The organism is Pseudomonas parafulva NBRC 16636 = DSM 17004, assembly GCF_000730645.1.
GTDB lineage: Bacteria > Pseudomonadota > Gammaproteobacteria > Pseudomonadales > Pseudomonadaceae > Aquipseudomonas > Aquipseudomonas parafulva.
Genome location: NZ_BBIU01000011.1, coordinates 115920 through 132481, shown reverse-complemented (window position 1 = coordinate 132481; position 16562 = coordinate 115920). Strand labels below are relative to the sequence as shown.

Genomic DNA, 16562 nt, shown 5'->3' with positions numbered 1-16562 from the left:
ATGCAATTCACCCTGACCATCAATCAGGTCAAGGCCTTGGAATGGGGGCTGAACTCCCAGCAGGCGCTCCTGTTCGCGTTTGTTTACGGCTGCCCTAGCTGGGCCAAGGCTACGACGACCGACAACGGTGTCTTTTTCGTGCTGAGCAAGGCCAAGATCATCGAAGAGCTACCACTGCTGACCGACAAGCCGGACACGGCTTATCGCATGCTGAAGGCGCTGCAGGACGTTGGTCTGATCGAGCTTTCGAGCACTTCGAATGTCACGCTTTTCCGGCTGACCGACAAGGCAGCAGCATGGAACAAGAAAGAGGATGGGTCGGAAAAATATCCGACCTTGAGGGCGGGCAAAGAGGGTCGGAAAAAAATCCGATCTACCTCGGAAAAAAATCCGAGCAAGGTCGGAAATAAATCCGAGCCAGGGTCGGAAAAATCTCCGACAAATCAAGATACCAGTAATCAGGATACCAATCAGGATACCAGTCACAGTTCGCAGGGTGCCCCGGCTGCGCCGTCTCAGCCTGCCGTGCTGGCGCTGGTTCCAGCCACTATCCCACGCTGCGAAATTCCCGAGGATATGCCAGGACCAAAAGACCAGTCCTGCAAGACCTTCAAGGCCTGGGCTAACTACGCCATGGCCTACCGCAGCCGCCACGGCGCATGGCCGGTGTGGAACGCGAAGGCCGGCGGGCAGATTGGTCAGCTGGTCGATCGGCTGGGTGTCGATGTTGCCCACCACGTCGCCGCGTACTTTGTCCGGATCAACGACAGCAAGCTGGTCAACCGCATGCACAGCCTGGGCGACCTGCTCCAGAACGCTGAGGCATACCACACCCAGTGGGTCACCAATCGCCAGATGACTGGCACCACTGCCCGCCAGATCGAGCAAACCCAAGCCAATTTCAGCGCCGCCGAGCAGGCGTTGCAAGCGCAGCGAGCGAAGAGGGCTGCAAGCCATGCTGAGTGAAGACCAGCAAGACCAACTGCTGCTATCCCTGTTCGCCACCGCGGAGGTGATGGGTCAGCAACTCACCCAGGGCGCTGCGCTCATGATGGTCGAGGACCTGCGTGATTACAGCGAGCCCGTCCTGAGCGGTGCGCTGCGCAACTGTCGCCGCGACGGCGGCCGGCTGACGGTGGCCGCGATCCTCAAGCACGCCCAGGCTGCTGACGGCCACCCTGGCAAGGACGAGGCCTGGGCCATCGCCCTGTCGGCAAGCGACGAAAGCGAAACCGTGGTGATGACCGCCGAGATTCGCCAGGCCATGACTGCTTCTGGCCCAGTTTTGGAGGCTGGCGACAAGGTCGGCGCTCGCATGGCCTTCATGAGTGCCTACGAACGCCTGGTGGCCGCCGCAAGGGTTGAGGCGGCTCCAGCAAAGTGGGAGGTCTCTCTGGGTTATGACTCTGCACGCCGCGTTATCGCGATCGAATCCGCTGTGCGCTCGAAACTGATCAGCCAAGAGGCTGGCGCGAAGCATCTGGCTCACCTGCAGATCGCGCCACCTAGCGAGGACGGATTAGCCATTGCCGGGCTGATCACTGGGCAGGTTCGGGCGAAGGCCAGCCCCGAAGTGCGGCAGAAGCTCGCTGAGGTCCGCTGCATCATCGAGGCCGCCCAGGCGAAGAAAGACCGCCAGCGCGTCAAGGATGCGCAGCGCCGCCGAGTTGAAACCTATCTGCGTAAGCGGCAGACGCGTGCCGCCATCGCTCAGGTGAACATCAAGCGCGCCGGGCAGCCGGCCGGGGAGGGCGTGTGACTCCAGCCAAGAAAGAAATCCTCATGCAGGGCCAAACCGGCGTGGCCAGGAAGGTTTACGAGTGCGTGCCCATGAACGAGCCGTGGACTTCGGTCCAGGTCATGACAGCCATGCGGAACTTGACCGGCAGCACCCCGGACAACCGGATCGTTTCGGGCTGCTTGGTCAGCCTGGTTGATTCCGGGCTCATCAAGAGATCGGGTCGCGACCACTTCCAACGCACCCCTGTAGACGCCAAGCAGAAGACTCAGGAGCCAGTCATGGCCAAGCAGCAGCCGAAACCCGAAGTAGTTGCCGACCAGAAAGCCCAGGGCACCCCGCTGGAAATGCTGAGCGAGCTGGCCGGTGAAATCGCCACCATGGCCAGCAACCTGAAGCGCCTGGCCGGCCGGGTCGAGGATGTTGCGTTGGCCGTGGAGCAGGAGCGCGAATCCAGCGCCAAGTCGATGGAGAAATACCGCCAGCTCAAGACGCTGCTGCAGAGCCTGCAAGGCGAGGAGTCGTGATGGACACCAACAAGATGCGCGAAATGCGTGAAGCCTTCGAGCGCACCAACTCTCGCGATCACCGCCGCCAGCCGCCTAAGGGGAACAACTACCTCGACCCGATGGCCCAGGCCGACTGGGAGTCGTTCCAGAAGGGCTGGCAGACAAGTCGCGAAGCCTTGGTGGTGGAGCTGCCGCCAGCGCCAGAGGCTCCCGAAGATCCGGAAGACGCTATCGACGATAGCCACATGGACGCCTATCACTCGGCCATTGGCATGCGCCACGCCTGCGCCCAGTTCATCAAGGCCGCAGGCCTGAAGGTGACCCCATGAAGCGCGTATGGACCGTAATCGTAGGCTCCAAGGCCTTCCAGATGGTGCTGATGGAGCAGAGCCTGGATCAAGCCGGTGCGCTGCGTGAGGCGCAACTGATCTGGCCTATGTGCGAGGTTTTAGCGTGAGGCAATCGAAACTGACGAAAGCTGCGCGCGGACGCGAATGCCAGGTGCGCATCCCAGGCGTGTGCAACGGCAACCCCGAGACTACCGTTTTGGCGCACTACCGCCTGGCCGGCACCTGCGGCGTTGGCAAAAAGCCGCACGACTTGCAGGGCGCCTGGTGCTGCAGTGCTTGCCATGACGCTTGCGACGGGCGCAGCAAGGCCGTGGATCGTCAGACAGCTCGCCAGTATCACGCCGAGGGCGTCATGCGCACCCAGGCGCTGTTGCTCAACGAAGGCGTGCTGATCGCATGAAGACGGCAACCATGTCTGCGTTCAAGCCCAAGAAGCCCAGGGCTAAACGCGTAGACCGCGAAGGTGCCGAGCAGGCCACCCTGATGACTGAGATCAAGCTGCGCTATCCAGAGGTGTACGCGAATCTCCATCACACCCCGAATGGCGGGCATCGCAGCTGGGCCGAAGCCAAACGCCTCAAGGCCCAGGGCACCAAAGCTGGCATTCCTGACCTGCAACTGACGCTGGCCCGCGGGGGCTATTTCGGCCTGTTCATCGAATTCAAGGCCACCGTTGAGCCGGCACCTGTCTCGCCTGAGCAGTACGCCTGCATCGAGCGGCTGGCTCGCGAGGGTTACCTGGCGGTCGTTTGCTACGGCCATTTCGACGCCATGGAGTGCTTGAGAGCCTACATGGCCCTGCCCAAAACCGAGGTAGTGCAATGACCAACACCGTTGCTGTGAAAATCAGCGATTCCGAGATCCGCCGGCAGGCCGCCGGGTCGGTGAAAGACCTGCGCAGCCTGGCCAGCAAAGGCCTGTATTTCCGTTTTCACCGGTCCCGTGATCGAGGGTCCTGGTACCTGGTCATCAAGGGCAAATGGCACCGGATCGGCTCATTCCCAGAGCTGAGCGCCGCCAAGGTGGCCGCTGCGCTGCCGGATATCCGCCTACGCCTGGAAGCCGGCGAGAGGTCTAGCCTGTCGAGCTGGGTACTCACCGGTGAATTGCTGACCTGGTTTGCTGAGCGCATGGTCCGGGACCGCAACCTGTCTGGCAAGCGCAAGAGCACCGCTGCATCGGCGATCAAGCAGCATCTGGTGCCGCGCCTCGGGCAGGTACCGCTGGCCCAGATCGATAAGGCGCTGCTCGACCGGGAGCTGATGTGGCCGCTGCAGGAAACTCTGTCCATCGACTACGTGCGGTTGGTCTTCCAGCTGCTGGCCCTGGCCTTCCGGCAAGCATTCAAGCTGGGCCACATCAGCTCCAACCCCATGGCTGGTATCCGCTTCGGGGACTTCACGAAGGCCAAGGTCACGGTCAAGCCATCGCGCCTGCGTGGTGTACACCTTGGGGACCTGATGTGCCGCATGAAGAGCACCCTGGCGAACCAGCCACAGCACGGCGTGCTGGCCCTGATGATGCTCTGCCACGGCACCCGGCTGGGCGAAACCCGCCTGGCCCGCTGGAGCCACATCAGCCTGGCCGAGCGTGAGTGGTACATCCCGGCCGAGCACACCAAGACGGGCGTGCAGCACCGCTTGCCCCTGACCGACCAGGTGCGATTCCTGCTGATGGCCTACCGCGAGATCCAGCGTAATCAGGGCTATGACGGGGAGTTCGTCTTCCCGGGTCGCCAGGGCAAGCCCATGAGCGAAGCCAAGGCATCGGCGGTCTTCACGGTGATGGGGCAGGGTGAGTGGACAAGCCATGACCTGCGCAAGCTGGCCCGCACAGGCTGGGCTGACCTGGGCGTTGACCACCTGGTGGGTGAGCTGCTGATCAATCACGCCATGGGCCACAACGTGAAGGTGTACATCCAGTCCGACATTATGGCCCGCAAGCGTGAGGCGCTGGAGAAGTGGCACGCACACCTTGATCAGAAGGGTTTCGAGTCGGTTCACGGCTTGACCGGCGATAGATCGACGGATTCAGGGATTCTCTCGCGGGCCGCAGAACGCGCGGGCTTCGGGGCACTTCCGGTATCCACCATAAGCGAGGATTCGAAATGACAGGGAAGAGCCACGGTCCGTCCCTCAAGGCGAAGCCGATCGATCTAAAGCACTGCCAAGTTTGCATGGGCAAGGCGGTCGTCATGGGGGTGTTCCACGAGCTTCCTTGCACCGCCTGCCATGCTTCCGGCTGGGTATCGGCTGACACGGGCGAAGCATTGCCGCCGGAGGTATTGGTCACTCAGTTGGGTTTGCTGCTGAACATTTACCAGCAGCGCCTTATTGCGAACAGCCAAGCGCTCAGCAAGGCGTGGGGCGCAGAGCGGAACTATCAGGATGGCAACCGGCTCGGCGCCGGCGGCACCAACTACACCGGGGATTGAGGGGAAGCTATGAGCCATTTGGATAGAAGTGCTGAAGAACTGCTTGAGAACTGGGGGCGTTGGGCGATCCTGGGGTCAGGCGTGGCCTCATGTGCATCGCGGGAGAACGCCACCCTGGATGCTGCAATCACTGATGAGGAGGCTTTGGTAATTGATCGCCTGCTAGGTCGTCTGTGCCAGCGCTACCCAGAATGCGGCGCGGTGCTCATGAAGTACTACATGGCCCGTGATTTATCTTTGAAGGACGCGGGCAAGAAACTCGGGTTCAAAGAGGAGAAGACCCGGCAGTTATGGAAGGCTGGTGTTGCATGGGTCGATGGGGCATTGGAAACCCGCCGTCTTGCCGCTTGACATCCCCGGTCCTCATCCCTATATTTCGTGTTACTTTGCGGTAGGTGCGCGAGAGCAAACTCACCATCATCAGCAACCACCTTGAAGCCTCGGCATATGCCGGGGCTTTTTTGTTTCTGGAGAAATGGATGGACCCGACCGATCTCGGCCCAGGCACAGCCACCTGGCTGGGCGGCACGGGCACCGTCCTGCTGGGCGGCTTCCTTTGGCTGCGCAAGTTCCTATCGAAAGACGCGGCAGATCGCGCGATGGATAACGCCGACATCGGCACGGTGCGTCGCCTGAACGAACTGCTCGACTCGGAACGCGAGGCCCGCAAGCTTGCCGAGGCCCGGGCCGACCAGTTCGCCAAGGAGCGCAACGACCTTGCGGCCACAGTTGGACGCATGGAAGGGAAGATCGAGGCTCTGACCAGCCAGGTTGGCCAGCTCACTGAGCGTGTGTCGCTGCAAAGCGAAGAGATCGCCCGCTTGCGCACCAAGCTCGGAGGTATGTCGTGATGGACAGATGCGCACTTGAATTCATTGCCCGCCGCTGGTGGCGGCGAATCGAGGTTTGGGTAATCGCCCTGTTGCTCGTGGTGGGTGGCGGGTTCGGCGGCTACCAGCTCGCTCAATGGGCCCTTGCCCGCAGCTACCTGGAGCAGGTCGCCGAGATCCGCGCCGCCTATGACGAAGCCAGTCTGCAGCGAGACCAGCGCCTGGATGAGCTGGCCAGGCAGACCGGTAGCGCTGCCGCAAAGGCATCGAAGGCAGCAACCACCGCCACGCAGGCCGCCGACAAGGCTGACGAAGCCCTCAACCGAGTACAGAGCGAGGAACGACCGTGATCAAGCTGACCAGCACCAACGGCAACAATCACTACCTGGCGCCTGCTGCTATCGCTCGTGTAAGCGAGGCCAGCGCCAGCTCTCAGTGGCACGGCATCTGCGCCATCGTCCATACGTTCGATGGCCAAACGCTTGAGGTTCGCGAGCGCGCCACCGATATCGCCAGCCAAATTGGTATGCGCCGAGAGGGGTGAGAGGTGGCTAGGTCACGAGCGCCGTGTACACCCTGCAAGCTTTACGTGGACGGCGCCGACGGCATCGCGGTTGGTGACTACATAACCACTGCTGCTGGTTCCGCCTACCTGGTGCAGACGCTGAGGGTGAGCCGAACCCGGCCAGAGCGAAAGCACATGGACTGCCTGCGCTGGCCCATAGCTGAGATACCGGCTGGTGCACGGTGCTACCAACTGACCTGGTACAAGAGATAAGGAACACCGGCCATGGCCAAGGCTTACGCAACGATCGCTTTCCGCCACCGCTGGTGGTTGAAGTATTACTTGGCTGGCGTGCTGCTCGCGTGTCACCTCACCGGGCGTGATCCTCACCTTGGTCGCGTCACGCGCTGGATAGAGCGCGGCATCGTGGTCGAGGTGCGTTAATGGCCAGGCTCAAGACGATCAGCCCCCGCCTACAGGAAGCCGCAAACACTAGGATCAAGCTGGTAGACCCCAGCAGTTGGCGTAGTGGAATGACCAGCTCGCAGCGCGGGTACAACTACAAGTGGCAGAAGGCGAGGGAACGATATCTCGAAGAACACCCGCTCTGCGCCTACTGCGCGAAGATCGGGCGAACGACTGCCGCCACTATTGTCGACCACGTCGTGCCGCACCGCGGTGACCGAGATCTGTTCTGGAACCAGGACAACTGGCAACCGCTCTGCAAGCCCTGCCACGACACGGTCAAGCAGGCCGAAGAGGCCGCAGGCGTAGTGGGTTGACCGCGCGGTGCACTAAATAGGTGCGGGCTCTTGTCCGAGGCACGCCAGTGACGTGCCTCAATGGGGTAGGGGGGTCAAAAGCTAGGGATTCTCATCTAGCTAGACCGCTCCCGACCACACGTACAGATTTTTTTCCCCCACAGGATTTTTGTTAAATGGCTTTAACATCCCGCAAGCGCGCTTTCATCGCTGCGCTGAGGGAAGGTGCGTCCAATCGAGACGCTGCCGTGGCGGCCGGTTATTCCGAGAAGACAGCGTCTGCGGCGGGCTCTCGGCTGGTCAAAGACAAGGATGTAGCGGCTGAGCTGATGAAGCTACGCGCCCTGGGGCTGATGCCCCCAGATGTTAAAGGCGATGTTAAACCGGATGTTAAAGCCAGGCCCGCCGCCAAGGCCGTCAAAGAGCCAGAGCCTGGTCATGAATCGCCATCGGTACCGGAGGATAACTCCGAGCCGGAACCCGCCGGCTTCGACCTGGCCCAGGCACTCCTGCACCGCGATCCCAAGGACTTTCTCCTGTCGGTGATGAACGACATGGGTAGCGAGCCGAAGCTACGCGTTGACGCGGCAAAGGCGCTCATGCCATTCGTCCATCCACGAAAAGGCGAGAGCGGTAAGAAGGACCAGGCCCAGGCCAACGCCGATAAGGCAGCTACCGGCAAGTTCGGTACTCGCCGCGGCCCGCTGCAGTCGGTGAAATAATGGAATGGTCGACTGCCTGCCCAGACTGGGAGCAGCGCATCGTTGCCCGCCAGAGTCTGATTCCATTCGAGCCGCTATTTCCGTCTGAGGCTGAAGAGGCCTTGGACGTGTTCGGTGCGTTGCGCATGGTGGACGCCACTGGCAGTCCGTTGATGTGCGAGACCGTACGTGACTGGGTCAACCAGTTCGTGGCCGCAATCTTCGGGGCCTACGACCCAGACTCAGGCCGGCGCCTGGTCAGCGAGTTCATGCTGCTGATCAGCAAAAAGAACGGCAAGTCGACCATCGCCGCCGGCATCATGCTCACCGCACTGATTCTCAACTGGCGGGCGTCGGGTGAGTTCATCATCTTGGCGCCGACCAAGGAGATCGCGGATAACTCCTACCTCCCGATCCGGGACATGGTGGGTGCTGACGAAGAGCTCAAGGCCTTGCTCAAGGTGCAGGATCACCTGCGCACCGTGACGCACCGTCAGACTAACGCCACGCTCAAGGTAGTAGCGGCAGACAGCGAGACCGTATCCGGCAAGAAAGCCATCGGTGTGTTCATCGACGAGCTGTGGGTGTTCGGCAAACGCGCCAATGCTGAGGCGATGCTGAGAGAGGCTACCGGTGGCCTGGCATCTAGACCCGAGGGCTTCATCATCTGGGCCACAACCCAGTCCGATGCGCCGCCGGCCGGGGTCTTTCGGCAGAAGCTGTTGTACGCCCGCAAGGTTCGCGACGGGGAGATCGCCGATAAGTCGTTCCTGCCGGTGCTGTACGAGTTCCCCAAGGCGATGTTGGACGCCGGCGAACACCGGGACTTCTCCAACGCGTACATCACCAACCCAAACTTGGGGCTGTCGGTCGACGAACCCTTCATCGAGCGTGGGTACGCACAGGCCCAGCTCGACGGAGAAGAATCGTTCCGCGGCTTTTTGGCCAAGCACCTCAATGTCGAGATCGGCTTGGCACTGCTTTCGGATCGCTGGGCGGGTGCCGATTTCTGGGAGGCGCAGACCTCCGGGCTATGTCGCACGCTGGAAGACCTGATCGAGCGCTGCGAAGTGATCGATATCGGCGTGGATGGCGGGGGGCTGGATGATTTGCTTGGCCTGGCAGCAGTCGGGCGTGAGCAAGGTACACGCCGCTGGCTGACCTGGACCCACGCCTGGGCCCATCCATCAGTACTGGAGCGGCGTAAAGCCGAAGCACCGCGCATTCGTGACTTCGCCAAGGATGGGCACCTGACCCTGGTTGAACGCATCGGTGACGACATCGAGGCGGTGGCGCAACTGGTGGCACAGGTTGAGCAAGCCGGCCTGCTCGACAAGGTCGGGCTGGACCCAGCCGGCGTCGGAGCGATTCTCGATGCGCTGGAGGCAGAAGGGATACCACGCGAAAAGATCGACGGCATTTCACAGGGCTGGCGCCTAGGCGGAGCCATCAAGACCGCCGAGCGCAAGCTGGCCGAGGGCACGCTGCTACACGGGGGCCAGCCGATGATGGCCTGGTGCTGCGGTAACGCCAAAGTCGAGCCCCGTGGCAACTCGATCCTCATTACTAAGCAGGCCAGCGGCTCGGCCAAAATCGACCCGCTGATGGCGCTATTCAACGCTGTGACGCTGATGGCCCTCAATCCAGAGGGCCAGGGCGGCATGGAAAACTTCATGGCCGGCATTCGGGATCCACTGATCGCATGAACGCATTTCACTATTTCATCATCTGCGCGGTGTGCGGATTCGGCCTAGCCTGCGCGGGCGTCTGGATGCTGGCGGGTACGGGCTGGTCTCTGCTCGCGGGCTCGGTCAGTCTGTTCAGCATTGCAGCGTTCATTCGTCGAGGGTTGAGCAGTGATTAAAACCCTCTCTCAAGCACTCGGCACTGCAGCCGCCAAACCCTCGGCAAGCATGAGCAGCTGGCTGGGCAAGAGCATTCGGTTGTCGGACGGTGGGTTCTGGAGCGCTTGCTTGGGCGCCCAGTCCAGTAGCGGCAAGGCTGTCACGGTCGACAAGGCCATGCGCCTATCGGCGGTCTGGGCGTGCGTGCGCATCATCTCTACCTCGGTTGCAGGCTTGCCGCTCAGCATCTACCGGCGCCTTCCGGACGGCGGGCGTGAGACGGCGCGAGACTTCCCGCTCTACGATGTGGTGCACAACAGCCCGAACGAGGACATGGCGGCTTTCCACTTCTGGCAGGCGGTTGTGGCTTCGATGCTGCTTTGGGGAAATGCCTACTGCGAGATTCACCGGTCCGGTGGAAGGGTCATTGCACTGGATTTCTTGATGCCGTCGCGGGTGACTCCCGAGCCAGACGACGATGGCAGGCTGCGTTATTTCTTCCAGCCGCGAAAGGGTGCCCGCCGGGAGATCGCCCAGGCCGACATGCTGCATATCCCAGCCTTCACTTTGGACGGGCGAATGGGGTTGTCGGCGATTCGTTACGGCGCCGATGTATTCGGCTCGGCCATGTCGGCCGACGATGCGGCTAATACCACTTTCAAGAACGGGATGATGCCCACCGTAGCCTTCTCTGTGGACAAGACGCTTAACCCGACGCAGCGCGCTGAGTTTCGAGACTACGTCAAGACAATCTCCGGCGCGCTGAATGCGGGTAAAAGCCCGGTGCTCGAACAGGGCGTGAAGCCCGAGATGATCGGCATCAACCCGGCTGACGCCCAACTTCTTGAATCGCGTGGGCACAGCATCGAGGAGATCTGCCGTTGGTTCGGCGTGCCGCCCTGGATGGTGATGAAGACCGACAAGGGCAGTAACTGGGGCACAGGCCTTGAGCAACAGCAGATCGCGTTCCTGACCTATTGCATCATGACGTACACGGCGCCGATCGAGCAGTGCGTGAACAAGCGATGCCTGACAGCGGTAGATCGGATTAAGCACTACGCAGAGTTTTCGCTGGAAGCTTTCCTGCGTGCTGACAGTGCCGGCCGTGCCGCCTACCTCAGCACCATGGGCCAAAACGGCTATATGACCCGAAATGAAGGTCGGCACAAAGAGAACCTGCCCAGCATGCCCGGTGGCGACATTCTCACCGTGCAATCGAACCTGGTGCCGCTTGACCAACTGGGCAAACAAAACGACAGCCAAGCCGCACGCGCGGCGCTGATGAACTGGCTCCAAAGCAACTCCGGGGAGTAACCCATGAAACACAAGATCCAGTCTCGCGGCCTGCGCAGCGAGATGAGCCCGCGTGCGCTCGACAAATGGAACCCGGCGATCCAGGCGGCCGTGGAGAATACCTCCGACACAATCACCGTGTACGGCGTGATCGGTGAGGACTGGTACGGCGAGGGTGTAACCCTCAAGCGAATCGATGCTGCGCTTCGCGCTATCGGTGAAAAGGATGTGACGGTTTACATCAACTCGCCAGGCGGTGACATGTTCGAAGGCATTGCCATCTACAACCGCCTTAAGGAGCACAGCCACAAAGTCACCACCAAGGTGCTTGGTATGGCTGCCAGCGCTGCATCGATCATCTACTTGGCCGGCAGTGACCGCCAGGTGGCGAGCAGCGCCTTCCTGATGATCCACAACTGCTGGACGTTCCTCGCGGGGAACCGTCATTACCTGCGCGACGTGGCTGATGACATGCAGGAGTTCGATACCGCGATGGCCGACCTCTATGCAGAAACCAGCGGCCAGGCTGTCGATGACATGGCTGAACTGATGGACGACGAGACCTTCATCCGTGGTAAGCGCGCGGTGGAGATCGGCCTGGCCACTAGCGTCTTGTCGTCAACCGAGATCACCGAGCGCGAGACTGAAGAGTCGACGCAGAGCAATGCGCTCAAGGCAATGGACATTGCGTTGGCCAAGGCCGGGATGCCCCGCTCTGAGCGCCGCGAACTATTCGCCAATTTCAAGTCCGGTATGCCTCGCGCTGCCGGCGGGGGTACGCATAACGCTGCCCCGACCGATAAGCCCAGCGCTGTCGCGCCAGACCTCTCCGCCTCCCTGAGCGCGGCAACCAACATTCTCAATTCTCTGAAAGGAAAGTGACCATGGACTTTGAAGCCCAAGTCAAAGAACTCAACGCCAGCCTGAAGGGCATTGGCGATCAAATCAAAAGTCAGGCCGAGGCCACCGAGAAGCAGCTCAAAGCTTCTGGCGCGATGAGCGAAGAAACGAAGGCGAAGGTAGATGAGCTGCTGGTGAAGCAAGGGGAGCTGCAGGCCCGCCTGGGCGAAGCTGAGCAGAAGCTCGTAAACGCCAATCGTGAACGCCATCACCAGGAAGAGCCGCAGAAGTCGGTTGGTGCGCTCGTGATCGAAAGCGAAGAGATGAAGGATATGAACTCGTCCTTCCGCGGTTCGCGTCGCGTCTCGGTGCCGCGGTCAGCTATCACCACTGCAACTGGCGGTGACCTGGTGCAGACTCAGCGCCTGCCTGGGATCATTGCTCCGCCGCAACGCCGCCTGACCATCCGCGACCTGGTAGCGCCTGGCACCACCGAATCGAACTCGATCGAGTACATCCGCGAGACGGGCTTCACCAACAACGCGCGTACCGTCGCGGAGACCACCGCCAAGCCATACTCCGACCTGACCTTCGCGCTGGCTACGGCCAACGTGCGCACCATCGCCCACCTTTTCAAAGCTAGTCGGCAGATGCTCGATGACGCCAAGGCCCTGCAGAGCTACATCGATGGCCGTGCTCGCTATGGCTTGACCATGGCGGAAGAGGCTCAACTGCTCTACGGAAACGGCACCGGCGCCAATCTGCAGGGCCTCATGACCGTTGCCCAGCTGTACGCGGCACCTGCCGGCGTCGCTGTCGTCGGCGAACAACGCATTGACCGTCTTCGCCTGGCTCTGCTCCAGGCCGAGTTGGCCGAGTTCCCATCCGACGGCATTGTGCTCAACCCGATCGACTGGGCAGCGATTGAGCTCACCAAGGACGGCGAGGGCCGGTACATCATCGGGCAGCCACAGGAGGGCACCAACGCCAAACTCTGGAACCGCCCAGTGGTGTCCACTCAGGCCATGACCCAGGACGACTTCCTCGTCGGCGCGTTCAAGTTGGGCGCACAGATCTTCGACCGCATGGAAATCGAAGTGCTGATCTCGACCGAGAACGACAAGGACTTCGAGAACAACATGGCGACCATCCGGGCCGAGGAGCGCCTGGCCTTCGCCATCTACCGTAGCGAAGCCTTCGTTACTGGTCCGCTGACCGGCAGCGGTTCGTAAGCCCTCCACTTCAAAGGCGTCAGTAATGGCGCCGTACAGGAGCGATCTCATGGCTAATACCAAGAAGCAGGACAAGCCAACCCCAGTACCGGAGCAGGCTGCAACAGCACCCGCTGACCAGGCAACGAATTCGACGCCCGGCAGCAGCCACACTGCCACTGCTGAGGCGATTGGAGGCGGTGTGGCTACCACTGTGCCCAGCACTGACCCAGGGCTCGGTGCCGAACAGGGGGCCGGCGGTCCGGCTACAGATCTGCCGGTGGAACTGGCTTCGGCGATCATTTCAACCGGTGATGCTGGGCATGCCGGCAACCTGACGAGCCAATCAGGTCAGACTGCTGGCGAGCTGCATACCTCTCCAGAGACGTCCGGGCCGAATGAAGTCACCTCCAGTGACTCGGCAGAAGTGAACCCCGCCAAGGTCAAGGTTTATCCGCTGCGCTCCTTCATGGACGAGGGCGAGCTGCGCCGTCGCGGCGGTCCAAGCTACTTGGTACCGCGGCTTCACGCTGAGGACCTCGAGCAGCGCAACCTGGTTTCACGCACTCCGCTGGAGGAGTGAGCCATGTCTGTGATCAGCATGGCGCTTGCTCGCGCCCACCTGCGTGATCCGGACGATGACGACGATTACCTGCAGCTGCTGATCGACTCCGCTGAGCAATCGGCCATGGACTACCTCAACCGCCAGGTTTACGTCGATGCGCAATCAATGGCAGAGGCGATCGCAGCCGAAGTTGCGGGGGAGAAGCCCATGCTCAGCAACGCGCCGTTCAAGTCGGCCTGCCTGCTGATCCTGGGCCACCTGTACGCGAACCGCGAAGACGTCGTGATCGGCACCATAGCCACCGACCTGCCCCGGGGTTCTCAAGCGCTGCTGACACCTTACCGGGTCGGGTGGGGCATATGAGGGCCGGCCCGCTTCGCCATCGTTGCCAATTGCAGCAAGAGACGCTAACGCCGGAGCCAGGTGGCGGGAAGCGAAAGTCTTGGGAGGTGGTCAAGCCTATTTGGGCAGAGATCCAGCTGCCCACTGGGCGGGTTGATCCGGTTGCCAACCAAATCCAGAACGTTGTGTCTGCAGAAATCCGGGTGCGTTTTTCACGCGTTTTCAAAAACGGTATGCGTCTCTTCCACATAACGGCTGGCGACACGTACTTGATCGAAGCTGTGTTGCCCAGCAATGAGCGAGACATGCTGCGGCTGCTCTGCTCCAACGTCATCAATCCTTGAGAGAACCATCATGAAAGTACGAGCTCTGGCCAGTCTCTCTGGCCCCATGGGTGAAAAGGCTGTAGGTGAAGTCTTCGATGTGAAGGCAGAGGATGGCCGCAGCCTGATCGAAAACAACCAGGCGGAAGAGGTCACCGCCGCCGCCAAGGCCGCCGATAAGTCCAGGGCTGAAACGGCCTCCTCGGGCGAGTAGGGTGGCCCGCCGCTCGCGCCTGACCGGCGATATCAGGCTGCGCAAAACGCTTCGGGCCATCCACCAGACTGTGGACAACGAGGTCAGAGGTGCCATGCAGGATGGGGCCGAGAAGATCTTGGCCAGCATGAAGGAGTTTGTGCCGAAGGATACCGGTGCCGGCGCAGCCGCTTTGACTGCCTATGTAGCCCCCAGCGGCCTGGATGCTCAGATTGGTCTGCGCGGTAAAAAGGCGAATCGCCGGTATTTCTACCTGCGCTTCCTTGAGTACGGTACCAAAGGCAACTTCAAGGGCCAGGAAAACGGCCGCCGAGCGGGGAGGGCCGCGAACAAAACCGACGGTACCCACTGGTTTGGCAAATCGCCTGACATTCCTGCCATGCCCGCCCACCCTTGGCTCAGGCCGGCGATGGACGTAAACCGCGAGGTTGTTCTCGCCGATATCAGGGCGGCAGTCGCTCGTACGCTCGACAGGGCATCCAGAGGACAGTGACATGGCAGATCCAGCATGGGCCCTGCAGGTCGCACTGTATGACCGCTTGGCCGCGGGCCTGCCGTGCCCAGTACACGACGGCGTGCCCGACAACGCGCCGTTTCCTTACGTGACTCTCGACAGTGCAGTCAGCGATGCAGCGGATTTCTTGGCCAGCCGCAAAGACCAGCGCTTCCTGTATCTGTCGGTCTGGAGCCAATACCAGGGCCAGAAAGAGGTGCACGAGATCATGGCCAAGATCGACGCCCTTCTTCACAACCAGCCGCTGGTGCTCACAACCGGTCATGTCATCGGCATGCAGGTCACGCGCAAGCAGACCAGCCGCGAGCCTGATGGCATGACCTACCAGGGTGCGGTGACGCTGCGCGTCCTCACCCAACACTGATTTACCCCTGAAACCGCCGCGTTGCGGCATATCACCTGTCCCAGGAGGACTACCCATGCCTGTTACTACCGCAGCCGGCACGAAAATTTTCATCGGCCCGCGCCTGGCCGCTGAACTGCCCAAAGACAACGCTGCCGCCCTGACCTTGCTGGCCGCCATCACCTACACCGAGATCGGCGAAGTTGAGAACATCGGCGATTACGGCGATGAGGTAGGTGATGTCACGTTCGCCTCGCTCGCCGCCTCCCGAACCCGGCACCTCAAAGGCTTGGCCGATGCCGGGTCTGTAGACCTGTCCATCGGTCTGCTGGACGACGACGCAGGCCAGCTGGCTCTCCAGGCCGCACAGAAAGATCGCAGCCGCTTCGACTACCCGGTGAAGGTGCTGTACGAAAGTGGTGTCGCTGATTACTTCGCCGCCAAGGTCATGTCGTCTCGCAAGCAGGTCGGCGGTGCCGAGGATGTTCTCAAGCGCACCGTGACTGTCGGCATCAACTCCGAGATCTACGAGGCACAGCCGGCTCCGTAATGCACGCCTGAGGCGCCGCCACTGGCCGCGCCTCCGTTATTCACCCCTCGTAATTCAAGGAACTCGCAATGTCCAAGACCAATCATGGCACCGTCACTGTCGAAGCCGGCAGCGACAGCTTTACCCTCAAGCCCACCCTCCGGGCTGCTCGCGCTCTGGAGAACCGTTTCGGCGGCATTCTGCCCGCGATGCAGGCACTGGGCGCGGCCAACATCACTGCCACCGCATTCATCATTGCCGCCGGCGCCGGTATCGATACCAACAAGCGCAAAGAGCTCGAGGCGGTCGAGGAGGCTGTGTTCGAGGGCGGCGTGAACAAGGTCGGAACCCAGGTACTGCAGTTCGTGAAGGCACTGCTGAATCCAGGCGGCAAGACCGATGAAGAACTCGAAGAGTCGCAGGGAAACGAACCGAGCGACCTGGCAACGGCAGCTACGTCGACGAGCTCTTCGGAATAGCCACAGGTTGGCTAGGGTGGTCTCCCCGCGACGCCTGGGAAACCCCGGTGGTCGAGATCATCCTGGCTTGGGAAGCGAAAGCTGACTTCCTGAAAAAAACCAATCCGTTCGGCCAGCCGGAGACGAAGCCCTCCAAGGCGGCCGTGGCGAAAGACCTTCGGCGTGGCCTGCGGGGGGCTGCCGCATCGCGTCTGGCGGCCAACCATTGACCCGCCCAGGCGGGTTGCTTATCGCCTG

31 protein-coding genes are annotated in these 16562 nt (G+C 61.5%); 30 read left to right on the top strand and 1 reads right to left on the bottom strand.

All coding sequences use genetic code 11. The features are described 5' to 3' along the window. Both PPA02S_RS08875 and PPA02S_RS08870 read left to right on the top strand, forming a co-directional pair. On the top strand, positions 1-966 hold the full coding sequence (locus PPA02S_RS08875; RefSeq protein ID WP_028635067.1) for a hypothetical protein: 966 nt from the start codon (positions 1-3) through the stop codon (positions 964-966). Next, a complete protein-coding gene (locus tag PPA02S_RS08870) occupies positions 956-1759 on the top strand; it encodes a hypothetical protein (RefSeq protein WP_028634940.1) in 804 nt (267 codons plus the stop codon). The genes PPA02S_RS08875 and PPA02S_RS08870 overlap by 11 nt, the downstream gene beginning before the upstream one ends. 55 nt (positions 1760-1814) lie before the next feature. On the opposite strand, the gene PPA02S_RS23440 is transcribed toward PPA02S_RS08870, so the two are convergent. After that, positions 1815-1949: a hypothetical protein gene (locus PPA02S_RS23440; protein ID WP_268933357.1), complete on the bottom strand. Its 135-nt coding sequence runs from the start codon at positions 1947-1949 to the stop codon at positions 1815-1817. Between the two features lie 70 nt (positions 1950-2019). Between PPA02S_RS23440 and PPA02S_RS23185 the strand changes: the two genes are divergently transcribed. From PPA02S_RS23185 to PPA02S_RS22560, 28 genes are all read left to right on the top strand, one after another. Then, positions 2020-2265 (top strand): hypothetical protein, encoded by a 246-nt coding sequence (locus PPA02S_RS23185; RefSeq protein WP_169338823.1) that lies wholly within the window; start codon positions 2020-2022, stop codon positions 2263-2265. After that, the gene (locus PPA02S_RS08860) at positions 2265-2576 is read left to right on the top strand and encodes a phiTE_015 family protein (protein ID WP_033728179.1); all 312 of its coding nucleotides are present in this window, start codon (positions 2265-2267) and stop codon (positions 2574-2576) included. Before PPA02S_RS23185 ends, PPA02S_RS08860 begins: the two co-directional genes overlap by 1 nt. Then, entirely contained in the window at positions 2573-2704 is a 132-nt protein-coding gene (locus PPA02S_RS23435) for a hypothetical protein (protein WP_256217567.1), read from the top strand. Before PPA02S_RS08860 ends, PPA02S_RS23435 begins: the two co-directional genes overlap by 4 nt. Further along, positions 2701-2997 carry a DUF1364 domain-containing protein gene (locus PPA02S_RS08855; protein WP_028634942.1) on the top strand — a complete coding sequence of 99 codons (297 nt, stop codon included), beginning with the start codon at positions 2701-2703 and terminating at the stop codon, positions 2995-2997. The genes PPA02S_RS23435 and PPA02S_RS08855 overlap by 4 nt, the downstream gene beginning before the upstream one ends. Further along, positions 2994-3422 (top strand): VRR-NUC domain-containing protein, encoded by a 429-nt coding sequence (locus PPA02S_RS08850; protein ID WP_028634943.1) that lies wholly within the window; start codon positions 2994-2996, stop codon positions 3420-3422. Before PPA02S_RS08855 ends, PPA02S_RS08850 begins: the two co-directional genes overlap by 4 nt. After that, positions 3419-4708 (top strand): tyrosine-type recombinase/integrase, encoded by a 1290-nt coding sequence (locus PPA02S_RS08845; RefSeq protein WP_028634944.1) that lies wholly within the window; start codon positions 3419-3421, stop codon positions 4706-4708. Before PPA02S_RS08850 ends, PPA02S_RS08845 begins: the two co-directional genes overlap by 4 nt. Continuing rightward, complete coding sequence (locus tag PPA02S_RS08840) at positions 4705-5031, top strand: hypothetical protein (RefSeq protein ID WP_028634945.1); 327 nt, start codon at positions 4705-4707, stop codon at positions 5029-5031. Before PPA02S_RS08845 ends, PPA02S_RS08840 begins: the two co-directional genes overlap by 4 nt. A 9-nt stretch (positions 5032-5040) precedes the next feature. Beyond that, complete coding sequence (locus PPA02S_RS08835; protein ID WP_028634946.1) at positions 5041-5382, top strand: antiterminator Q family protein; 342 nt, start codon at positions 5041-5043, stop codon at positions 5380-5382. 128 nt (positions 5383-5510) lie between these two features. After that, positions 5511-5882, top strand: a complete 372-nt coding sequence (locus PPA02S_RS08830) for a hypothetical protein (RefSeq protein WP_028634947.1) — start codon at positions 5511-5513, stop codon at positions 5880-5882. Continuing rightward, a complete protein-coding gene (locus tag PPA02S_RS08825) occupies positions 5882-6211 on the top strand; it encodes a hypothetical protein (protein WP_028634948.1) in 330 nt (109 codons plus the stop codon). The genes PPA02S_RS08830 and PPA02S_RS08825 overlap by 1 nt, the downstream gene beginning before the upstream one ends. Then, a complete protein-coding gene (locus PPA02S_RS08820) occupies positions 6208-6405 on the top strand; it encodes a hypothetical protein (RefSeq protein ID WP_028634949.1) in 198 nt (65 codons plus the stop codon). Before PPA02S_RS08825 ends, PPA02S_RS08820 begins: the two co-directional genes overlap by 4 nt. A gap of 3 nt (positions 6406-6408) precedes the next feature. Next, entirely contained in the window at positions 6409-6639 is a 231-nt protein-coding gene (locus tag PPA02S_RS23325; RefSeq protein ID WP_080667899.1) for a hypothetical protein, read from the top strand. Between the two features lie 12 nt (positions 6640-6651). After that, complete coding sequence (locus tag PPA02S_RS23180) at positions 6652-6810, top strand: hypothetical protein (protein WP_169338824.1); 159 nt, start codon at positions 6652-6654, stop codon at positions 6808-6810. Further along, positions 6810-7148, top strand: coding sequence for an HNH endonuclease (locus PPA02S_RS08815; RefSeq protein WP_028634950.1), 339 nt, complete (start codon positions 6810-6812; stop codon positions 7146-7148). Before PPA02S_RS23180 ends, PPA02S_RS08815 begins: the two co-directional genes overlap by 1 nt. A 155-nt stretch (positions 7149-7303) precedes the next feature. Beyond that, positions 7304-7849, top strand: a complete 546-nt coding sequence (locus PPA02S_RS08810) for a terminase small subunit (RefSeq protein ID WP_028634951.1) — start codon at positions 7304-7306, stop codon at positions 7847-7849. Further along, positions 7849-9534 (top strand): terminase large subunit, encoded by a 1686-nt coding sequence (locus PPA02S_RS08805; protein ID WP_028634952.1) that lies wholly within the window; start codon positions 7849-7851, stop codon positions 9532-9534. The genes PPA02S_RS08810 and PPA02S_RS08805 overlap by 1 nt, the downstream gene beginning before the upstream one ends. Before the next feature lie 150 nt (positions 9535-9684). Beyond that, the gene (locus tag PPA02S_RS08800) at positions 9685-10986 is read left to right on the top strand and encodes a phage portal protein (RefSeq protein WP_028634953.1); all 1302 of its coding nucleotides are present in this window, start codon (positions 9685-9687) and stop codon (positions 10984-10986) included. A 3-nt stretch (positions 10987-10989) separates the two neighbouring features. Then, a complete protein-coding gene (locus tag PPA02S_RS08795; RefSeq protein WP_028634954.1) occupies positions 10990-11847 on the top strand; it encodes a head maturation protease, ClpP-related in 858 nt (285 codons plus the stop codon). A 2-nt stretch (positions 11848-11849) separates the two neighbouring features. After that, positions 11850-13037 (top strand): phage major capsid protein, encoded by a 1188-nt coding sequence (locus PPA02S_RS08790; RefSeq protein ID WP_028634955.1) that lies wholly within the window; start codon positions 11850-11852, stop codon positions 13035-13037. Positions 13038-13086: 49 nt separating this feature from the next. Further along, on the top strand, positions 13087-13599 hold the full coding sequence (locus PPA02S_RS08785) for a hypothetical protein (RefSeq protein ID WP_028634956.1): 513 nt from the start codon (positions 13087-13089) through the stop codon (positions 13597-13599). A gap of 3 nt (positions 13600-13602) precedes the next feature. Further along, positions 13603-13944: a head-tail connector protein gene (locus PPA02S_RS08780; RefSeq protein ID WP_028634957.1), complete on the top strand. Its 342-nt coding sequence runs from the start codon at positions 13603-13605 to the stop codon at positions 13942-13944. Next, entirely contained in the window at positions 13941-14267 is a 327-nt protein-coding gene (locus tag PPA02S_RS08775) for a phage head closure protein (RefSeq protein WP_028634958.1), read from the top strand. The genes PPA02S_RS08780 and PPA02S_RS08775 overlap by 4 nt, the downstream gene beginning before the upstream one ends. Before the next feature lie 10 nt (positions 14268-14277). After that, entirely contained in the window at positions 14278-14460 is a 183-nt protein-coding gene (locus PPA02S_RS23000; protein ID WP_154660098.1) for a hypothetical protein, read from the top strand. Between the two features lies 1 nt (position 14461). Then, positions 14462-14953, top strand: coding sequence for an HK97-gp10 family putative phage morphogenesis protein (locus PPA02S_RS08770; protein WP_028634959.1), 492 nt, complete (start codon positions 14462-14464; stop codon positions 14951-14953). Position 14954: 1 nt separating this feature from the next. Beyond that, the gene (locus tag PPA02S_RS08765) at positions 14955-15338 is read left to right on the top strand and encodes a DUF3168 domain-containing protein (RefSeq protein WP_028634960.1); all 384 of its coding nucleotides are present in this window, start codon (positions 14955-14957) and stop codon (positions 15336-15338) included. A 55-nt stretch (positions 15339-15393) separates the two neighbouring features. Next, positions 15394-15867, top strand: a complete 474-nt coding sequence (locus PPA02S_RS08760) for a phage tail tube protein (RefSeq protein WP_028634961.1) — start codon at positions 15394-15396, stop codon at positions 15865-15867. Positions 15868-15935: 68 nt separating this feature from the next. After that, entirely contained in the window at positions 15936-16325 is a 390-nt protein-coding gene (locus tag PPA02S_RS08755) for a hypothetical protein (protein WP_042141505.1), read from the top strand. Between the two features lie 47 nt (positions 16326-16372). Beyond that, a complete protein-coding gene (locus tag PPA02S_RS22560) occupies positions 16373-16534 on the top strand; it encodes a hypothetical protein (protein WP_345940168.1) in 162 nt (53 codons plus the stop codon). Positions 16535-16562: the final 28 nt, after the last annotated feature.

Bases quoted from the DNA above. Each gene is read 5' to 3' on its own strand.
- PPA02S_RS08875 (WP_028635067.1), top strand. From the start codon at position 1: ATGCAATTCACCCTGACCATCAATCAGGTCAAGGCCTTGGAATGGGGG.
- PPA02S_RS08870 (WP_028634940.1), top strand. From the start codon at position 956: ATGCTGAGTGAAGACCAGCAAGACCAACTGCTGCTATCCCTGTTCGCC.
- PPA02S_RS23440 (WP_268933357.1), bottom strand. From the start codon at position 1,949: ATGAGCCCGGAATCAACCAGGCTGACCAAGCAGCCCGAAACGATCCGG.
- PPA02S_RS23185 (WP_169338823.1), top strand. From the start codon at position 2,020: ATGGCCAAGCAGCAGCCGAAACCCGAAGTAGTTGCCGACCAGAAAGCC.
- PPA02S_RS08860 (WP_033728179.1), top strand. From the start codon at position 2,265: ATGGACACCAACAAGATGCGCGAAATGCGTGAAGCCTTCGAGCGCACC.
- PPA02S_RS23435 (WP_256217567.1), top strand. From the start codon at position 2,573: ATGAAGCGCGTATGGACCGTAATCGTAGGCTCCAAGGCCTTCCAGATG.
- PPA02S_RS08850 (WP_028634943.1), top strand. From the start codon at position 2,994: ATGAAGACGGCAACCATGTCTGCGTTCAAGCCCAAGAAGCCCAGGGCT.
- PPA02S_RS08845 (WP_028634944.1), top strand. From the start codon at position 3,419: ATGACCAACACCGTTGCTGTGAAAATCAGCGATTCCGAGATCCGCCGG.
- PPA02S_RS08840 (WP_028634945.1), top strand. From the start codon at position 4,705: ATGACAGGGAAGAGCCACGGTCCGTCCCTCAAGGCGAAGCCGATCGAT.
- PPA02S_RS08835 (WP_028634946.1), top strand. From the start codon at position 5,041: ATGAGCCATTTGGATAGAAGTGCTGAAGAACTGCTTGAGAACTGGGGG.
- PPA02S_RS08830 (WP_028634947.1), top strand. From the start codon at position 5,511: ATGGACCCGACCGATCTCGGCCCAGGCACAGCCACCTGGCTGGGCGGC.
- PPA02S_RS08825 (WP_028634948.1), top strand. From the start codon at position 5,882: ATGGACAGATGCGCACTTGAATTCATTGCCCGCCGCTGGTGGCGGCGA.
- PPA02S_RS23180 (WP_169338824.1), top strand. From the start codon at position 6,652: ATGGCCAAGGCTTACGCAACGATCGCTTTCCGCCACCGCTGGTGGTTG.
- PPA02S_RS08815 (WP_028634950.1), top strand. From the start codon at position 6,810: ATGGCCAGGCTCAAGACGATCAGCCCCCGCCTACAGGAAGCCGCAAAC.
- PPA02S_RS08810 (WP_028634951.1), top strand. From the start codon at position 7,304: ATGGCTTTAACATCCCGCAAGCGCGCTTTCATCGCTGCGCTGAGGGAA.
- PPA02S_RS08805 (WP_028634952.1), top strand. From the start codon at position 7,849: ATGGAATGGTCGACTGCCTGCCCAGACTGGGAGCAGCGCATCGTTGCC.
- PPA02S_RS08795 (WP_028634954.1), top strand. From the start codon at position 10,990: ATGAAACACAAGATCCAGTCTCGCGGCCTGCGCAGCGAGATGAGCCCG.
- PPA02S_RS08790 (WP_028634955.1), top strand. From the start codon at position 11,850: ATGGACTTTGAAGCCCAAGTCAAAGAACTCAACGCCAGCCTGAAGGGC.
- PPA02S_RS08785 (WP_028634956.1), top strand. From the start codon at position 13,087: ATGGCTAATACCAAGAAGCAGGACAAGCCAACCCCAGTACCGGAGCAG.
- PPA02S_RS08780 (WP_028634957.1), top strand. From the start codon at position 13,603: ATGTCTGTGATCAGCATGGCGCTTGCTCGCGCCCACCTGCGTGATCCG.
- PPA02S_RS08775 (WP_028634958.1), top strand. From the start codon at position 13,941: ATGAGGGCCGGCCCGCTTCGCCATCGTTGCCAATTGCAGCAAGAGACG.
- PPA02S_RS23000 (WP_154660098.1), top strand. From the start codon at position 14,278: ATGAAAGTACGAGCTCTGGCCAGTCTCTCTGGCCCCATGGGTGAAAAG.
- PPA02S_RS08765 (WP_028634960.1), top strand. From the start codon at position 14,955: ATGGCAGATCCAGCATGGGCCCTGCAGGTCGCACTGTATGACCGCTTG.
- PPA02S_RS08760 (WP_028634961.1), top strand. From the start codon at position 15,394: ATGCCTGTTACTACCGCAGCCGGCACGAAAATTTTCATCGGCCCGCGC.
- PPA02S_RS08755 (WP_042141505.1), top strand. From the start codon at position 15,936: ATGTCCAAGACCAATCATGGCACCGTCACTGTCGAAGCCGGCAGCGAC.